The organism is Exiguobacterium sp. s131 (assembly GCF_018617345.1).
GTDB classification, from domain to species: Bacteria; Bacillota; Bacilli; order Exiguobacteriales; family Exiguobacteriaceae; genus Exiguobacterium; species Exiguobacterium profundum.
In genome coordinates this window covers 12,354-26,904 of the sequence record NZ_JACSJX010000006.1, presented here as the reverse complement: position 1 = coordinate 26,904, position 14,551 = coordinate 12,354, and the positions used below count along the sequence as shown (strand labels likewise).

Sequence of the window (14,551 nt, the reverse complement as noted above, 5' to 3'; positions counted from 1 at the left end):
ATCGGTTGTTGTCGATGACAACGATGTCCAGCAGTCGGCAAGCTACTTGGACGTCCATCCGAACTTTCTACGGGAAGGTTTGGCTGCTACAATTGCCACTTTCAAGGTATAACTCACGTTTTTGCGAGGTCATGGAATGCCTACGCCTCGTAAAAACGTTTCGTTATGACCTTAAATGAACCACCCGGGTCGGTGGGACTAGAAAATAGCAACATTCAGGAAGGGAGGATCTTCAAAGATGCCTACTATTAACCAGTTAGTCCGTAAAGGACGTAAATCGAAAGTCGTGAAATCTGACTCTCCAGCACTTAACAAAGGTTACAACAGTTTCATCAAGTCACAAACAAACGTGAGCTCACCACAAAAACGTGGTGTTTGTACACGTGTTGGTACAATGACTCCGAAGAAACCGAACTCGGCGCTTCGTAAGTATGCTCGTGTTCGTTTGACTAACCAAATCGAAGTGACTGCGTACATCCCAGGTATTGGCCACAACCTTCAAGAGCACAGCGTTGTTCTTATCCGTGGAGGACGTGTAAAAGACTTACCAGGGGTACGTTACCACATCGTTCGTGGTGCGCTTGACACTGCAGGTGTTGATGGACGTATGCAAGGCCGTTCTAAATACGGTACGAAACGTCCGAAAGCTGCGAAGAAGTAATTCTCGCCAACTAAACTACAATTGAAATTTTGAAAGGAGGGTACTCGGATGCGTAAAAACCGTGCAGAACGTCGTGACGTTATCGCAGATCCGATCTACAACTCGAAATTGGTAACTCGCCTCATTAACCGTGTCATGTTAGACGGTAAAAAAGGTACAGCTCAAACTATCATTTACAACGCATTTGGCATCATCGCTGAACGCTCAGGCAAAGAGCCTATGGAAGTGTTCGAAGAAGCAATGAACAACATCATGCCTGTACTTGAAGTTAAAGCACGCCGTGTAGGTGGAGCTAACTACCAAGTTCCTGTAGAAGTTCGTCCAGAGCGCCGTACAACACTTGGTCTTCGTTACCTCGTGAACTACGCTCGTCTCCGCAACGAAAAAACGATGGAGCAACGTATCGCGAACGAAATCATGGATGCAGCCAACAACACTGGTGCATCTGTTAAGAAACGCGAAGACATGCATAAGATGGCAGAAGCTAACAAAGCGTTTGCTCACTATCGTTGGTAATTTAATCGTAAAGTCCACTCCGCCAAGCATGGCTTAACGGAGTGGCTTTCGGGTATAATCATATCGTGTGCGCGCACACGAAAATCAAACATGCGGAAGGAGAATACCCAGTATGGCAAGAGAATTCTCCCTAAAGAATACTCGTAACATCGGGATCATGGCTCACATCGATGCCGGTAAAACGACAACAACTGAACGTATTCTTTATTACACAGGTCGTATCCATAAAATTGGTGAAACGCACGAAGGTGCTTCACAAATGGACTGGATGGAGCAGGAGCAAGAGCGTGGAATCACGATCACTTCGGCTGCGACAACTGCACAGTGGAATGGCCACCGTGTAAACATCATCGATACACCTGGACACGTAGACTTCACTGTAGAAGTTGAACGTTCACTCCGTGTACTTGATGGTGCGGTTGCTGTACTTGACGCTCAGTCAGGTGTAGAACCACAAACAGAAACTGTATGGCGTCAAGCGACGACATATGGTGTACCACGTGTCGTATTCGTCAACAAGATGGATAAAATCGGCGCAGACTTCTTGTACTCTGTGAAGACGCTCCACGATCGTCTTCAAGCGAACGCTTACGCGATCCAACTCCCAATCGGAGCAGAGGACGATTTCAAAGGGATCATCGATCTCGTTGAAATGAAGACTTACATGTACAACAACGACCTCGGTACTGACATCGAAGTAACAGATGGCTTCCCAGCTGACATGGCTGACCAAGCTGAAGAACTTCGCGGTCAATTGATCGAAGGTGTTGCTGACTTCAACGAAGAGTTGATGATGAAGTACCTTGAAGGTGAAGAGATTTCAATCGATGAATTGAAAGCTGCAATCCGTCAAGCGACACTTAGCGTTGAATTCTACCCTGTACTCGTTGGTTCTGCCTTCAAGAACAAAGGTGTTCAGCTCATGCTTAACGCCGTTGTTGATTACCTCCCATCACCAGTTGATGTAGAGTCAATCAAAGGGATCAACCTCGATACAGAAGAAGAAATCACACGTGAGCCTTCTGACGAAGCTCCATTCTCAGCACTTGCGTTCAAAGTTATGACTGACCCTTACGTCGGTAAATTGACGTTCTTCCGCGTGTACTCTGGTACAGCTGAAGCGGGATCATACGTGAAGAACTCGACTAAAGGGAAGCGTGAGCGTCTCGGTCGTATCCTTCAAATGCACGCAAACAGCCGTGAAGAGATTCCAATGGTATTCGCTGGTGACATCGCCGCTGCTGTTGGTTTCAAAGACACGACTACTGGTGACACGCTTTGCTCTGAGAAAGATAACATCGTTCTTGAGTCAATGACGTTCCCAGAACCAGTTATCTCGGTTGCAATCGAGCCTAAATCGAAAGCAGACCAAGATAAGATGGGTCAAGCTCTTGCGAAACTCGCAGAAGAAGATCCAACATTCCGCACTGAAACAAACCCTGAGACTGGTCAAACGATCATCTCTGGTATGGGTGAGCTTCACCTTGACATCCTCGTTGACCGTATGCGTCGCGAATTCAAAGTAGAAGCTAACGTTGGTGCACCACAAGTTGCTTACCGTGAAACAATCCGTGGCGCTGCGAAGATCGATTCGAAATTCGTTCGTCAGTCTGGTGGACGCGGTCAGTACGGTCACGTTGTCGTAGAATTCGAGCCGAACGAAGAAGGCGCTGGATTCGAGTTCGAGAACAAGATCGTCGGTGGTGTTGTACCACGTGAATACGTCCCTGCTGTTCAAAACGGGATTGAAGAAGCTCTCGAAAACGGTATCCTCGCTGGTTACCCAGTAGTAGACGTTAAAGCTCGTCTCGTATTCGGTTCGTACCACGATGTCGACTCGAACGAGATGGCGTTTAAAGTTGCTGCTTCGATGGCGGTTAAACAACTTAAGGACCAAGCGAAAGCTGTTATCCTTGAGCCAATGATGCGTGTTGAAGTTGTTATCCCAGAAGAATACATGGGTGACATCATGGGTGACGTCACGTCACGCCGTGGACGCGTAGAAGGTATGGAAGCTCGCGGTAACGCACAAGTCGTTAAAGCGATGATTCCACTTTCAGAAATGTTCGGTTACGCAACATCACTTCGTTCACGTACACAAGGACGCGGAACGTACTCGATGCACTTCGATCACTACGAAGAAGTACCGAAATCAATCGCTGAAGAAATCGTCAAAAAAGCGAACGGCTAATAACGGTTGTATCGCTAGATTGATTGTTGTAAGCTAAGGAGGACGTATGTTAAAAGTAGCCTACGTCTTCCTAGTTAAATAAAACTAATCGTTTAATAGAGGAGGAATCTAGAATGGGTAAAGAAAAATTCGACCGTTCTAAGCCGCACGTTAACGTTGGTACAATTGGCCACGTTGACCACGGTAAAACAACTTTGACTGCAGCAATCTCTGCTGTACTTTCACGTGCACAAGGTAAAACAGCTACTAAGTTCGACCAAATCGATGGTGCTCCAGAAGAGCGCGAGCGCGGTATCACAATCGCAACAGCTCACATCGAGTACGAAACTGACAAGCGTCACTACGCACACGTTGACTGCCCAGGACACGCTGACTATGTTAAAAACATGATCACTGGTGCTGCTCAAATGGACGGCGCGATCCTCGTTGTATCTGCAACAGATGGCCCAATGCCACAAACACGTGAGCACATCCTTCTTTCACGTCAAGTAGGTGTTCCTTACATCGTAGTATTCATGAACAAAGTTGACATGGTAGACGACGAAGAGCTTCTCGAACTCGTTGAAATGGAAATCCGTGAACTTCTTTCTGAATACGACTTCCCAGGCGACGACCTCCCTGTAATCAAAGGTTCTGCACTTGGCGCACTTAACGGTGAAGCTCAGTGGGAAGAAAAAGTTATGGAACTCATGAACGCTGTTGATGAGTACATCCCAGAACCAGTTCGTGACACTGAAAAAGACTTCATGATGCCTGTTGAGGACGTATTCTCAATCACTGGTCGTGGTACTGTAGCGACTGGTCGTGTTGAGCGTGGTGTTCTCCGCGTCAACGACGAGATCGAAATCGTTGGTCTTACAGAAGAAACGAAGAAAACTGTATGTACTGGTGTAGAGATGTTCCGTAAGCTTCTTGACTATGCTGAAGCTGGCGACAACATCGGTGCACTTCTCCGTGGTGTATCACGTGACGACATCGAGCGTGGACAAGTACTTGCTAAGCCAGGTTCAATCACACCACACTCTAAATTCAAAGCATCAATCTACGTTCTTTCTAAAGAAGAGGGTGGCCGTCACACGCCATTCTTCGCGAACTACCGTCCGCAGTTCTACTTCCGTACAACTGACGTAACAGGTATCGTTCACCTTCCAGAAGGTACTGAAATGGTAATGCCAGGAGACAACATCGAGTTGACGATCGAATTGATTTCTACAATCGCGATCGAAGACGGTACACGTTTCTCTATCCGTGAGGGTGGCCGTACTGTAGGTGCTGGTTCAGTAACAGAAATCATCGAGTAATCGATTGATTCAACTGAACAACATTAAGCAGTCCGCAATATGCGGGCTGCTTTTTTGTGTTTCCATCACAACATGGTAAGATGAGGCATACGAGAAAGGAGTGGCGTCATGCTGAAGCAACTAGAGACTATTTGTCGCTTGAATGGGATTGAGTATCGCATTGGCGGTTCTGAGCTGTTGAAGCATCATGGCATCGTCGAGGTAACGAATGACATCGATGTTTTTGTTGAACCGGACCAGTTTGAAAAAATCGATCGTGTACTTAGTCGTGCTGGGGAGAAGAAACCATCAGATCCTCACGACGCATACGTAACGACCTACTTTGGAGAGTATATATTCGAGGGAACAGATGTGGACGTCATGTCTAGTTTCCGAATGAAGTGTACCGACGGAATCTATACGCATCCTTTCATTGAACCAGATGGACAATGGATGCACCTAGAAGAGTGGGTCGTCCTTTACACGGTCATCGGACGAGAGGATAAATTAGCGTCATTGCTCCGCTATTTCAAGACGCACAGTGTTAATGAAGGAATTGTTCAAGACTGTTTAAAACGAGCGCCACAATCGGTAATAGAAGGGGTGACAGAGCGTTTTGGAGAGGTGATGAAACGCTAGGTCGAGTTGACATGGGAGTTCGTTTGAAAAATAGTTCAATAAAAGAATGAATTTTTGCTTGCAAAAGCTCGCGAATCTTGTTACATTAGGGAACGTTGAGCAACTCATCAGACAACCAGCAACTTCAAAAATCTAATCTTGCATTCCATGACCAGATTAGATATAATGATTAAGTGTTTGTGCGAGTGGTGAGAGACTTTACAGCAGAAAACGGGTCCAATCGTTGATTTGCAATGATCGGATGCCTCTGCTGACACAAGCACGCTGCGTTGAAGCGGGAGGTTATGACACGCCAGGCAGCATTGCCATGGCCGGTGTGGAAATTTCCGCGGAGAATTGTCTATTTTTAAAGTAGGCGACAAAGGAGGGAAACAAACATGGCAAATGAAAAAATTCGTATTCGTTTAAAAGCATATGACCATCGCGTTCTCGATCAATCAGCTGAGAAGATCGTTGACACTGCGAAGCGTTCAGGTGCAAAGGTATCGGGTCCAATCCCGCTCCCAACTGAAAAATCGGTTTACACGATTCTTCGTGCGGTTCACAAGTACAAAGATGCTCGTGAGCAGTTCGAAATGCGTACACACAAACGCTTGATCGACATCGTAAACCCAACACCGAAAACAGTCGATTCGCTTATGCGTCTCGAGTTACCATCAGGTGTAGACATCGAAATCAAACTTTAATTCTTCATATAGTAGATACTAGCCAGAAGAGACAATTAATTATTAACAGGAGGTGTATCTCATGGCTAAAGGAATCTTAGGAACAAAACTTGGTATGACTCAAATCTTCAACGAAGCAGGCGAAGTTGTACCAGTAACAGTAGTTGCTGTAGAAGGTAACGTCGTTCTTCAACTTAAAACAGTTGACACAGACGGTTACGAAGCAGTTCAACTTGGTTTCGGAGACATCAAAGAATCACGTCAAAACAAACCATCAAAAGGTCACGCTGCGAAAGCAAACGCGACACCTAAGCGCTTCATCAAAGAAGTTCGTACTTCAGTAGAAGGATACGAAATCGGTCAAGAGATTAAGGCAGACATTTTCGCTGCAGGTGAATTAGTAGACGTAACAGGTACATCGAAAGGTAAAGGATTCCAAGGTGCGATCAAGCGTCACGGACAATCACGTGGACCAATGGCTCACGGTTCGCGCTACCACCGTCGTCCTGGTTCGATGGGTCCTGTCGCTCCTAACCGCGTATTTAAAGGGAAACTTCTTCCTGGTCAAATGGGTGGAGAGCGTAAAACAATTCAAAACCTTGAAGTCGTTAAAGTTGATGTGGAACGTGGCCTTCTCCTCGTGAAAGGTGCTATCCCAGGCGCTCGTAAATCGAACGTCATCATCAAATCAGCGGTCAAAGGTAACTAATTAACTGCACGGAAAGGAGGAATTACGAATGCCTAAAGTAGCTTTGCTTAACCAAACAGGTTCACAAGTTGGCGAAATCGAATTGGCAGAAGCCATCTTCGGAATCGAGCCAAACGAATCAGTACTTTACGACGCAATCGTCATGCAACAAGCATCACGCCGTCAAGGTACTCACGATACGAAAGGTCGCTCGGAAGTACGCGGTGGCGGCCGTAAACCATGGAAACAAAAGGGAACTGGTCGTGCGCGCCAAGGTTCTATCCGCTCACCACAATGGGTTGGTGGTGGTACAGTCTTCGGTCCAACACCACGTTCATACTCTTACAAACTTCCTAAGAAGGTTCGTCGTTTAGCACTTCTCTCGGCTCTTTCGTCGAAAGTACAAAACAACGAAATCATCGTCCTCGAAGGCCTTGCTTTCGATGCACCAAAAACAAAAGATATGGCTGCTGTACTCAACAGCTTATCAGTAGAACGTAAGGCTCTTGTAGTCACAGCGGACTACAATGAGACTATCGCTCTCGCAGCTCGTAACATCCCAGGAGTGACTGTGATCGACGCAGCAGGCGTAAACGTTCTTGACCTCGTTGCTAACGACAAAGTCATCTTCACTAAAGATGCGGTTGCGAAGGTAGAGGAGGTGCTTGCATAATGGCTCAAGCATACGATATTATCAAACGTCCGATCATCACTGAGCGTTCAGTTAGCCTCATGGAAGCTAACAAATACGTTTTCGAAATCGACGTAAAAGCGACTAAATCGCAAGTGAAACACGCTATCGAAACAATCTTCAACGTGAAAGTTGCTTCGGTAAACACAATGAACTACAAACCGAAAGCGAAACGTGTCGGTCGTCACTCTGGTTACACAGCTCGTCGTAAAAAAGCGATCGTAACCCTTGCTGAAGGCAACACAATCGACTTCCTCGGTTAATTAACTACCTTAGAAGAAAAGGAGGGAATCCTCGATGGCAATCAAAAAGTTTAAGCCGACCACTAACGGTCGTCGTAACATGACATCTCTCGACTTTGCAGAGATCACAACGAATCGCCCTGAAAAATCGTTAACTGAAAAGCTTTCGAAAAAAGGCGGACGTAACAACCAAGGTCGCTTGACTGTTCGTCACCAAGGTGGCGGTCACAAGCGTAAATACCGTATCATCGATTTCAAACGTAACAAAGATGGCGTTGCAGGACGCGTAGCAACGATCGAATACGATCCAAACCGTTCAGCAAACATCGCACTCATCAACTATGTAGATGGTGAGAAACGTTACATCCTCGCTCCTAAGGGCATCAAAGTAGGCATGGAAATCATGTCTGGTCCTGAAGCGGATATCAAAGTGGGGAACGCTCTTCCACTCGTAAACATCCCTGTCGGTACAACAATCCACAACATCGAGCTTAAGCCTGGTAAAGGCGGTCAGCTAGTTCGTGCGGCTGGTGCATCGGCACAAATCCAAGGACGTGACGGCAAGTACGTCATCGTTCGTCTTCAATCAGGTGAATCACGCTTGTTCCTCGGCACTTGCCGCGCGACAATCGGTTCAGTTGGTAACGAAGAACACGAACTCGTAAACATCGGTAAAGCAGGACGTTCACGTTGGTTAGGCAAACGCCCAACAGTACGTGGTTCTGTAATGAACCCGGTTGATCACCCACACGGTGGTGGTGAAGGTCGTGCGCCAATCGGTCGTTCGGGCCCACTTACTCCTTGGGGTAAACCAGCTCTTGGTCTTAAGACTCGTAAGAAAAACAAATCGAGCGACATGTACATCCTTCGTCGCCGTAAGAAATAATTACTACATGATTCTCGGGCGGTTCGAAAGGGCCGTTCCCGAATCATTCCAAAGGGAGGTTCTAACATGGGTCGCAGCTTGAAAAAAGGTCCATTCGCAGATCACCACTTACTCGCTAAAGTTGACAAACTCAACGAATCTGGTGAGAAGCAAGTCATCAAAACTTGGTCACGTCGCTCGACGATCTTCCCAGAATTCATGGGTCACACGTTCGGTGTGCACGATGGTCGTAAACACGTACCAGTATTCGTGACAGAAGACATGGTTGGTCACAAACTTGGTGAATTCGCTCCAACACGCACGTACAAAGGTCACGGATCAGACAAGAAAACGAAACGGTAATTTGAGGGGAGGTCAAATCCATGCAAGCTAAAGCATCAGCTAATATGGTCCGTCTTGCTCCTCGCAAAGCACGTCTCGTTGTAGACTTAATTCGCGGGAAACAAGTCGGCGAAGCGCTCTCTGTCCTTGCTCACACGAACAAGGCAGCATCGCCAGTCGTTGAAAAAGTATTAAAATCAGCGATTGCTAACGCAGAGCACAACTACGATATGAACATTGAGAACCTCGTTGTAACAGAAGCTTACGTAAACGAAGGTCCAACACTCAAACGCTTCCGCCCACGTGCGATGGGTCGCGCAAGCCGTATTAACAAACGCACAAGCCACATCCACATCGTGGTAACTGAGAAATAAGGAGGGATATGTAGTGGGTCAAAAGGTAAATCCGCACGGTCTTCGCGTTGGTGTTATCAAAGACTGGGATTCGCGTTGGTACGCTGAGAAAGACTACGCTGATCTCCTTCATGAAGACTTCGTTATTCGTGAATACATCGAAAACAAAATGAAGGATGCTAGTGTTTCTAAAGTTGAAATCGAACGCGCTGCAAACCGCGTGAACATTTCGCTTCACACTGCGAAGCCAGGTATGGTAATCGGTAAAGGTGGTTCTGAAATCGAATCACTCCGTAAACACATTACAAAAATCGCTGACGGAAAACGCGTTCACATCAACGTTGTTGAAGTGAAAAACGCTGACGCTGTTGCGAAGCTTGTAGCAGAAAACATTGCTCGTCAATTGGAAGGTCGCGTATCATTCCGTCGTGCAATGAAACAATCTATTCAACGTTCGATGCGTACTGGCATCAAAGGGATCAAAACAGAAGTTTCTGGTCGTCTTGGTGGCGCTGATATCGCTCGTTCAGAGAAGTACTCGGAAGGAACAGTTCCACTTCACACACTCCGTGCCGACATCGACTACGGAACAGCTGAAGCTGACACAACTTACGGTAAAATCGGCGTAAAAGTTTGGTTATACCACGGTGAAGTTCTTCCAACAAAAAACAACACAGCGAAAAACGCTGAATAATAAACACTCTTTCAGGAAGGAGGCAACACACTATGTTGTTACCTAAACGCGTGAAATATCGTCGTGTACACCGTGGTAAAATGCGCGGGAACGCTAAACGCGGCACAACTGTACACTTCGGTGAGTTCGGTCTCCAAGCTCTCGAAGCGAGCTGGATTACAAACCGTCAAATCGAATCAGCACGTATTGCAATGACACGTTATATGAAACGTGGTGGTAAAGTGTGGATCAAAATCTTCCCACACAAGCCGTACACTAAAAAGCCTCTCGAAGTCCGAATGGGTTCGGGTAAAGGTGCTCCAGAAGGCTGGGTAGCTGTAGTTAAGCCTGGCAAAGTAATGTTCGAAATCGCAGGTGTATCTGAGGAAGTGGCACGTGAGGCACTTCGTCTTGCATCGCACAAACTTCCAGTAAAATGTAAGTTCGTGAAACGTGAAGAAAATGGTGGTGATACGAATGAAAGCAACTGATCTCCGTCAATCAACAACTGAAGAGCTCAACGGTAAAGTGGGCGAGTGGAAAGAAGAACTCTTTAACCTTCGCTTCCAACTTGCTACAGGTCAGCTTGAGAATCCTGCTCGTATCCGTGAAGTACGCAAGTCGATTGCGCGTGCTAAAACGATTCTTCGTGAACGCGAACTCGGCATCAACAACGGCTAATTACATCGGATTCTTGAGAGGAGGTAACACTCATGGAACGCAACAACCGTAAAGTGTTCACTGGTCGCGTCGTGTCTGACAAAATGGACAAAACGATCGTCGTCGCAGTAGAAACAAAGGTTCGTCATAAACTTTATGGCAAACGTGTAAACTACACGAAGAAATATAAAGCACACGATGAGAACAACGTCGCTAAAGTGGGCGATATCGTTCGCATCGCGGAAACACGTCCTCTTTCTAAAGACAAACGTTTCCGTCTTGTAACAGTAGTAGAAGAATCAGTAATCATCTAATAACAGTTCGGATTTATTAAACATCCGGAGGGAGGTACACTCGCATGATTCAACAAGAATCTCGCTTGAAAGTAGCAGACAACTCTGGCGCGCGTGAACTGTTGACAATTAAAGTCCTCGGTGGTTCTGGTCGTAAGACTGCAAACATCGGTGACATCATCGTCGCAACGGTAAAACAAGCAACACCAGGTGGCGTTGTTAAAAAAGGTGACGTTGTCAGAGCAGTTGTCGTTCGTACAAAACGCGGCGCTCGTCGTAAAGATGGTTCGTACATCCGTTTCGATGAGAACGCAGCAGTCATTATCAAAGATGACAAGAGCCCACGCGGCACACGGATCTTCGGGCCAGTTGCACGTGAACTTCGTGAAAAAGAATTCATGAAGATCGTTTCGTTGGCACCGGAAGTACTTTAATTTCCAATTTCAATCCTATAAGGAGGTGCGCAAACGATGCATGTTAAAAAAGGCGATACAGTCCAGGTAATGTCTGGTAAAGATAAAGGCAAGCAAGGGGTTATCCTCAAAGCTATGCCAAGCAAAAACCGCGTAGTGGTTGAAGGCGTAAACGTGATGAAAAAACACGCGAAACCTTCACAAGCGAATCCACAAGGCGGGATCCTTGAGATCGAAGCACCAATTCACGTCTCGAACGTAATGCCACTCGACCCTAAAACTGGCAAACCAACTCGTGTTGGTTTCAAAGTAGTCGATGGTAAAAAAGTTCGTGTCGCGAAATCGGGCGAATCACTCGATAAATAAGAAGAACGTGACGAAAGGAGGTCCATTCGACTATGAACCGTTTGCAAGAGAAGTATAAAAGCGACATCGTGAAAGCGATGATGGATAAATTCAACTATGACTCGGTCATGCAAGTACCGAAAGTCGAAAAGATTGTCATCAACATGGGTGTAGGTGACGCTGTTTCGAACTCGAAAGCACTTGATATGGCAGTTGAAGAATTAACAATTCTTTCAGGTCAAAAACCACTCGTAACGAAAGCGAAGAAATCAATCGCTGGTTTCAAACTTCGTGAAGGTATGCCAATCGGTGCGAAGGTTACACTTCGTGGCGAGCGCATGTACGATTTCCTCGACAAATTGGTAACTGTTTCACTTCCACGTGTACGTGACTTCCGCGGTGTATCGAAGAAAGCATTCGACGGACGCGGTAACTACACGCTTGGCGTGAAAGAGCAACTTATTTTCCCTGAGATCGATTACGATAAAGTATCTAAAGTACGCGGTATGGACATCGTTGTTGTTACAACAGCAAACACAGACGAAGAAGCACGTGAATTGCTCACACTTCTCGGTATGCCATTCCAAAAATAATCTAGAGGGAGGTCGACAACATGGCTAAAAAGTCAATGGTGAATCGCGAACTTAAACGCGAGAAACTCGTTGCCCAGTACGCTGAAAAGCGTGCGAAGTTGAAAGCTGAAGGCGATTATATCGGACTCAGCAAATTGCCACGTAACTCGTCACCTGTACGCTTGCACAACCGTTGCAGTATCACAGGTCGTCCGCATGGTTACATGGGTAAATTCGGGATCAGCCGTATCAAGTTCCGTGATCTTGCATACAAAGGTCAAATCCCTGGTGTTAAAAAAGCAAGCTGGTAATCCACTAACAGTGTGAAAGGAGGTACATCGCATGGTAATGACAGACCCTATTGCAGATATGCTTACACGTATCCGTAACGCTAACATGGTTCGCCATGAAAAAATGGAGCTTCCAGCTTCGAACATTAAACGTGAGATCGCTGAAATCCTTAAGCGTGAAGGTTTCATTCGCGATGTTGAATATATCGAGGACGCTAAACAAGGTACACTTCGTCTTTTCCTTAAATATGGAGCAAGCAACGAACGTGTAATCACTGGTCTCAAACGTATTTCGAAACCAGGTCTTCGCGTATACGCAAAAGCTGATGAAGTACCTAAAGTACTCGGAGGACTCGGAATCGCAGTTCTTTCGACATCTAAAGGTCTTATGACTGATAAAGAAGCTCGCCAACAACAAGTCGGCGGCGAAGTGCTCGCCTACATCTGGTAAGTCACTTTTCTAACAAGAACGGAGGTGTAATCAATGTCACGTATTGGTAAAAAACCAGTTACGATTCCTGCTGGCGTTACTGTAACAGTTGCTAATGACAACACGGTCACAGTAAAAGGTGCTAAAGGTGAACTTTCGCTTTCAGCTAACCCGGCATTGGAAATCAAAGTTGAAGAGAACGAATTGACGGTTGTTCGTCCAGACGAATCGAAAGAAAGCCGTACAATTCACGGTACGACACGTGCCCTTATTGCCAACATGGTACAAGGTGTGTCGAACGGATTCCAAAAAACACTTGAGATCTCGGGGGTTGGTTACCGTGCTACGAAGCAAGGTAACAAACTCGTCCTCAACCTCGGCTACTCGCACCCAATCGAGTACGTTGCTGAGGAAGGTATCGAAATCGAAGTTCCTTCAAACACGCAAATCATCGTAAAAGGGATTAACAAAGAGCGCGTCGGTCACGTTGCTGCTCAAATCCGCTCGTACCGTGCTCCAGAACCTTACAAAGGTAAAGGTGTTCGTTACTCTGATGAACGTATTCGCCGTAAAGAAGGTAAGACTGGTAAGTAATTCGTCACGAAATGAACGGAAAGGAGTGGCATAAATGATCACAAAGGCAGATAAAAATGCAGTTCGTAAAAAACGTCATGCTCGCGTACGTCGTACGATCACGGGGACAGCAGCTCGTCCACGTTTGAACGTATTCCGTTCGAGCAAGCACATTTACGTTCAACTTATCGATGACGCGGCACAAACAACGCTTGTGTCTGCATCTTCGAAAGATAAAGCTCTCGATCTTACAAATGGCGGTAACGTTGAAGCAGCGAAAGCTGTTGGTAAACTTGCTGCAGAACGTGCACTCGAGAAAGGTATCGACACAGTTGTGTTCGACCGTGGTGGATACCTCTATCATGGCCGCGTCAAAGCTGTTGCAGAAGCAGCTCGTGAAGCAGGTCTTAAATTCTAATAAAAAGGAGGGGACACTCGATGCGCCAGTTAGACGTTAACATGGAACAACTTGAAGAACGCGTTGTTACCGTAAACCGCGTCGCGAAAGTCGTAAAAGGTGGCCGCCGCTTCCGTTTTGCTGCTCTCGTAGTCGTAGGTGACAAAAATGGTCACGTCGGTTTCGGTACAGGTAAGGCACAAGAGGTGCCAGAAGCGATTCGCAAGGCTATTGAAGCCGCTAAGAAAAACATGGTACAAGTACCTATGGTTGGTACAACAATTCCACACGAAATCACAGGAGTATTCGGAGCAGGTCGTGTATTCATGAAACCAGCTTCTGAAGGTACTGGGGTTATCGCTGGTGGTCCAGTTCGTGCGGTGCTCGAACTTGCAGGTGTAGGTGACATCCTTTCGAAATCGTTAGGTTCAAACACACCGATCAACATCGTCCGTGCGACGGTACAGGGCTTGACTGAGCTCAAAAAAGCAGAGGAAGTTGCTAAACTACGTGGTAAAAGCGTAGAAGAACTTCTTAACTAAGGGAGGGAACTAGACATGGCGAAACTCGCAATCACCCTCACACGCAGCACAATTGGTCGTCCGGAAGGTCAGCGTGTTACTGTACGTACACTCGGTCTTCGCAAAATGCATCAAACGGTCGTTGTCCCAGACAACGTCGCGATGCGCGGTATGATCAATAAAGTGTCGCACCTTGTGACTGTAAAAGAAATCAACGAATAATAAAGATTTTAATAAATAAGGAGGTGCCA

At 46.4% G+C, this 14,551-nt stretch carries 25 protein-coding genes; all 25 read left to right on the top strand.

Going from position 1 to position 14,551, the window contains the following annotated elements:
• The first annotated feature begins 238 nt into the window (after positions 1-238).
• The 25 genes from rpsL (at position 239) to rpmD (ending at position 14,522) form a co-directional block, all read left to right on the top strand.
• Positions 239-661, top strand: a complete 423-nt coding sequence (gene rpsL / locus KNO69_RS14615) for a 30S ribosomal protein S12 (RefSeq protein ID WP_012727683.1) — start codon at positions 239-241, stop codon at positions 659-661.
• 48 nt (positions 662-709) lie between these two features.
• Positions 710-1,177 carry a 30S ribosomal protein S7 gene (rpsG, locus tag KNO69_RS14610; RefSeq protein WP_012727682.1) on the top strand — a complete coding sequence of 156 codons (468 nt, stop codon included), beginning with the start codon at positions 710-712 and terminating at the stop codon, positions 1,175-1,177.
• Between the two features lie 112 nt (positions 1,178-1,289).
• Positions 1,290-3,368, top strand: a complete 2,079-nt coding sequence (gene fusA, locus KNO69_RS14605; RefSeq protein ID WP_012727681.1) for an elongation factor G — start codon at positions 1,290-1,292, stop codon at positions 3,366-3,368.
• A 113-nt stretch (positions 3,369-3,481) separates the two neighbouring features.
• A complete protein-coding gene (gene tuf / locus KNO69_RS14600; protein ID WP_078147868.1) occupies positions 3,482-4,669 on the top strand; it encodes an elongation factor Tu in 1,188 nt (395 codons plus the stop codon).
• 108 nt (positions 4,670-4,777) lie between these two features.
• Positions 4,778-5,287, top strand: coding sequence for a hypothetical protein (locus KNO69_RS14595; protein WP_078147867.1), 510 nt, complete (start codon positions 4,778-4,780; stop codon positions 5,285-5,287).
• Between the two features lie 377 nt (positions 5,288-5,664).
• Positions 5,665-5,973, top strand: coding sequence for a 30S ribosomal protein S10 (gene rpsJ / locus KNO69_RS14590; RefSeq protein WP_074032438.1), 309 nt, complete (start codon positions 5,665-5,667; stop codon positions 5,971-5,973).
• 61 nt (positions 5,974-6,034) lie between these two features.
• Positions 6,035-6,661 carry a 50S ribosomal protein L3 gene (gene rplC / locus KNO69_RS14585; protein ID WP_012727677.1) on the top strand — a complete coding sequence of 209 codons (627 nt, stop codon included), beginning with the start codon at positions 6,035-6,037 and terminating at the stop codon, positions 6,659-6,661.
• A gap of 28 nt (positions 6,662-6,689) precedes the next feature.
• Positions 6,690-7,313, top strand: coding sequence for a 50S ribosomal protein L4 (gene rplD, locus KNO69_RS14580; protein WP_012727676.1), 624 nt, complete (start codon positions 6,690-6,692; stop codon positions 7,311-7,313).
• Complete coding sequence (rplW, locus tag KNO69_RS14575; protein ID WP_012727675.1) at positions 7,313-7,594, top strand: 50S ribosomal protein L23; 282 nt, start codon at positions 7,313-7,315, stop codon at positions 7,592-7,594. Before rplD ends, rplW begins: the two co-directional genes overlap by 1 nt.
• Before the next feature lie 34 nt (positions 7,595-7,628).
• Entirely contained in the window at positions 7,629-8,459 is an 831-nt protein-coding gene (rplB, locus tag KNO69_RS14570) for a 50S ribosomal protein L2 (protein ID WP_012727674.1), read from the top strand.
• Positions 8,460-8,525: 66 nt separating this feature from the next.
• Complete coding sequence (gene rpsS / locus KNO69_RS14565) at positions 8,526-8,801, top strand: 30S ribosomal protein S19 (protein WP_012727673.1); 276 nt, start codon at positions 8,526-8,528, stop codon at positions 8,799-8,801.
• 20 nt (positions 8,802-8,821) lie between these two features.
• Positions 8,822-9,154 (top strand): 50S ribosomal protein L22, encoded by a 333-nt coding sequence (gene rplV, locus KNO69_RS14560; RefSeq protein ID WP_012727672.1) that lies wholly within the window; start codon positions 8,822-8,824, stop codon positions 9,152-9,154.
• Positions 9,155-9,167: 13 nt separating this feature from the next.
• Complete coding sequence (gene rpsC, locus KNO69_RS14555) at positions 9,168-9,827, top strand: 30S ribosomal protein S3 (RefSeq protein ID WP_012727671.1); 660 nt, start codon at positions 9,168-9,170, stop codon at positions 9,825-9,827.
• A 32-nt stretch (positions 9,828-9,859) separates the two neighbouring features.
• Entirely contained in the window at positions 9,860-10,297 is a 438-nt protein-coding gene (gene rplP / locus KNO69_RS14550; protein WP_012727670.1) for a 50S ribosomal protein L16, read from the top strand.
• Positions 10,284-10,487, top strand: coding sequence for a 50S ribosomal protein L29 (rpmC, locus tag KNO69_RS14545; RefSeq protein WP_012727669.1), 204 nt, complete (start codon positions 10,284-10,286; stop codon positions 10,485-10,487). Before rplP ends, rpmC begins: the two co-directional genes overlap by 14 nt.
• A 32-nt stretch (positions 10,488-10,519) precedes the next feature.
• A complete protein-coding gene (rpsQ, locus tag KNO69_RS14540; RefSeq protein ID WP_012727668.1) occupies positions 10,520-10,780 on the top strand; it encodes a 30S ribosomal protein S17 in 261 nt (86 codons plus the stop codon).
• Positions 10,781-10,824: 44 nt separating this feature from the next.
• Positions 10,825-11,193 (top strand): 50S ribosomal protein L14, encoded by a 369-nt coding sequence (gene rplN / locus KNO69_RS14535; RefSeq protein WP_012727667.1) that lies wholly within the window; start codon positions 10,825-10,827, stop codon positions 11,191-11,193.
• A gap of 36 nt (positions 11,194-11,229) precedes the next feature.
• Entirely contained in the window at positions 11,230-11,538 is a 309-nt protein-coding gene (rplX, locus tag KNO69_RS14530) for a 50S ribosomal protein L24 (protein ID WP_012727666.1), read from the top strand.
• A 32-nt stretch (positions 11,539-11,570) separates the two neighbouring features.
• Positions 11,571-12,110 (top strand): 50S ribosomal protein L5, encoded by a 540-nt coding sequence (gene rplE / locus KNO69_RS14525; protein WP_074035359.1) that lies wholly within the window; start codon positions 11,571-11,573, stop codon positions 12,108-12,110.
• A gap of 20 nt (positions 12,111-12,130) precedes the next feature.
• Positions 12,131-12,400 carry a 30S ribosomal protein S14 gene (gene rpsN, locus KNO69_RS14520; RefSeq protein ID WP_012727664.1) on the top strand — a complete coding sequence of 90 codons (270 nt, stop codon included), beginning with the start codon at positions 12,131-12,133 and terminating at the stop codon, positions 12,398-12,400.
• Between the two features lie 31 nt (positions 12,401-12,431).
• Complete coding sequence (gene rpsH, locus KNO69_RS14515) at positions 12,432-12,830, top strand: 30S ribosomal protein S8 (protein WP_026824842.1); 399 nt, start codon at positions 12,432-12,434, stop codon at positions 12,828-12,830.
• Between the two features lie 33 nt (positions 12,831-12,863).
• On the top strand, positions 12,864-13,403 hold the full coding sequence (gene rplF, locus KNO69_RS14510) for a 50S ribosomal protein L6 (protein WP_012727662.1): 540 nt from the start codon (positions 12,864-12,866) through the stop codon (positions 13,401-13,403).
• 34 nt (positions 13,404-13,437) lie between these two features.
• Entirely contained in the window at positions 13,438-13,800 is a 363-nt protein-coding gene (gene rplR / locus KNO69_RS14505; RefSeq protein WP_012727661.1) for a 50S ribosomal protein L18, read from the top strand.
• Positions 13,801-13,820: 20 nt separating this feature from the next.
• A complete protein-coding gene (gene rpsE / locus KNO69_RS14500; RefSeq protein ID WP_012727660.1) occupies positions 13,821-14,321 on the top strand; it encodes a 30S ribosomal protein S5 in 501 nt (166 codons plus the stop codon).
• A gap of 15 nt (positions 14,322-14,336) precedes the next feature.
• Positions 14,337-14,522 (top strand): 50S ribosomal protein L30, encoded by a 186-nt coding sequence (gene rpmD / locus KNO69_RS14495; protein WP_012727659.1) that lies wholly within the window; start codon positions 14,337-14,339, stop codon positions 14,520-14,522.
• The last annotated feature ends 29 nt before the right edge of the window (positions 14,523-14,551 follow it).

Bases quoted from the DNA above. Each gene is read 5' to 3' on its own strand.
- rpsL (WP_012727683.1), top strand. From the start codon at position 239: ATGCCTACTATTAACCAGTTAGTCCGTAAAGGACGTAAATCGAAAGTC.
- rpsG (WP_012727682.1), top strand. From the start codon at position 710: ATGCGTAAAAACCGTGCAGAACGTCGTGACGTTATCGCAGATCCGATC.
- fusA (WP_012727681.1), top strand. From the start codon at position 1,290: ATGGCAAGAGAATTCTCCCTAAAGAATACTCGTAACATCGGGATCATG.
- tuf (WP_078147868.1), top strand. From the start codon at position 3,482: ATGGGTAAAGAAAAATTCGACCGTTCTAAGCCGCACGTTAACGTTGGT.
- KNO69_RS14595 (WP_078147867.1), top strand. From the start codon at position 4,778: ATGCTGAAGCAACTAGAGACTATTTGTCGCTTGAATGGGATTGAGTAT.
- rpsJ (WP_074032438.1), top strand. From the start codon at position 5,665: ATGGCAAATGAAAAAATTCGTATTCGTTTAAAAGCATATGACCATCGC.
- rplC (WP_012727677.1), top strand. From the start codon at position 6,035: ATGGCTAAAGGAATCTTAGGAACAAAACTTGGTATGACTCAAATCTTC.
- rplD (WP_012727676.1), top strand. From the start codon at position 6,690: ATGCCTAAAGTAGCTTTGCTTAACCAAACAGGTTCACAAGTTGGCGAA.
- rplW (WP_012727675.1), top strand. From the start codon at position 7,313: ATGGCTCAAGCATACGATATTATCAAACGTCCGATCATCACTGAGCGT.
- rplB (WP_012727674.1), top strand. From the start codon at position 7,629: ATGGCAATCAAAAAGTTTAAGCCGACCACTAACGGTCGTCGTAACATG.
- rpsS (WP_012727673.1), top strand. From the start codon at position 8,526: ATGGGTCGCAGCTTGAAAAAAGGTCCATTCGCAGATCACCACTTACTC.
- rplV (WP_012727672.1), top strand. From the start codon at position 8,822: ATGCAAGCTAAAGCATCAGCTAATATGGTCCGTCTTGCTCCTCGCAAA.
- rplP (WP_012727670.1), top strand. From the start codon at position 9,860: ATGTTGTTACCTAAACGCGTGAAATATCGTCGTGTACACCGTGGTAAA.
- rpmC (WP_012727669.1), top strand. From the start codon at position 10,284: ATGAAAGCAACTGATCTCCGTCAATCAACAACTGAAGAGCTCAACGGT.
- rpsQ (WP_012727668.1), top strand. From the start codon at position 10,520: ATGGAACGCAACAACCGTAAAGTGTTCACTGGTCGCGTCGTGTCTGAC.
- rplN (WP_012727667.1), top strand. From the start codon at position 10,825: ATGATTCAACAAGAATCTCGCTTGAAAGTAGCAGACAACTCTGGCGCG.
- rplX (WP_012727666.1), top strand. From the start codon at position 11,230: ATGCATGTTAAAAAAGGCGATACAGTCCAGGTAATGTCTGGTAAAGAT.
- rplE (WP_074035359.1), top strand. From the start codon at position 11,571: ATGAACCGTTTGCAAGAGAAGTATAAAAGCGACATCGTGAAAGCGATG.
- rpsN (WP_012727664.1), top strand. From the start codon at position 12,131: ATGGCTAAAAAGTCAATGGTGAATCGCGAACTTAAACGCGAGAAACTC.
- rpsH (WP_026824842.1), top strand. From the start codon at position 12,432: ATGGTAATGACAGACCCTATTGCAGATATGCTTACACGTATCCGTAAC.
- rplF (WP_012727662.1), top strand. From the start codon at position 12,864: ATGTCACGTATTGGTAAAAAACCAGTTACGATTCCTGCTGGCGTTACT.
- rplR (WP_012727661.1), top strand. From the start codon at position 13,438: ATGATCACAAAGGCAGATAAAAATGCAGTTCGTAAAAAACGTCATGCT.
- rpsE (WP_012727660.1), top strand. From the start codon at position 13,821: ATGCGCCAGTTAGACGTTAACATGGAACAACTTGAAGAACGCGTTGTT.
- rpmD (WP_012727659.1), top strand. From the start codon at position 14,337: ATGGCGAAACTCGCAATCACCCTCACACGCAGCACAATTGGTCGTCCG.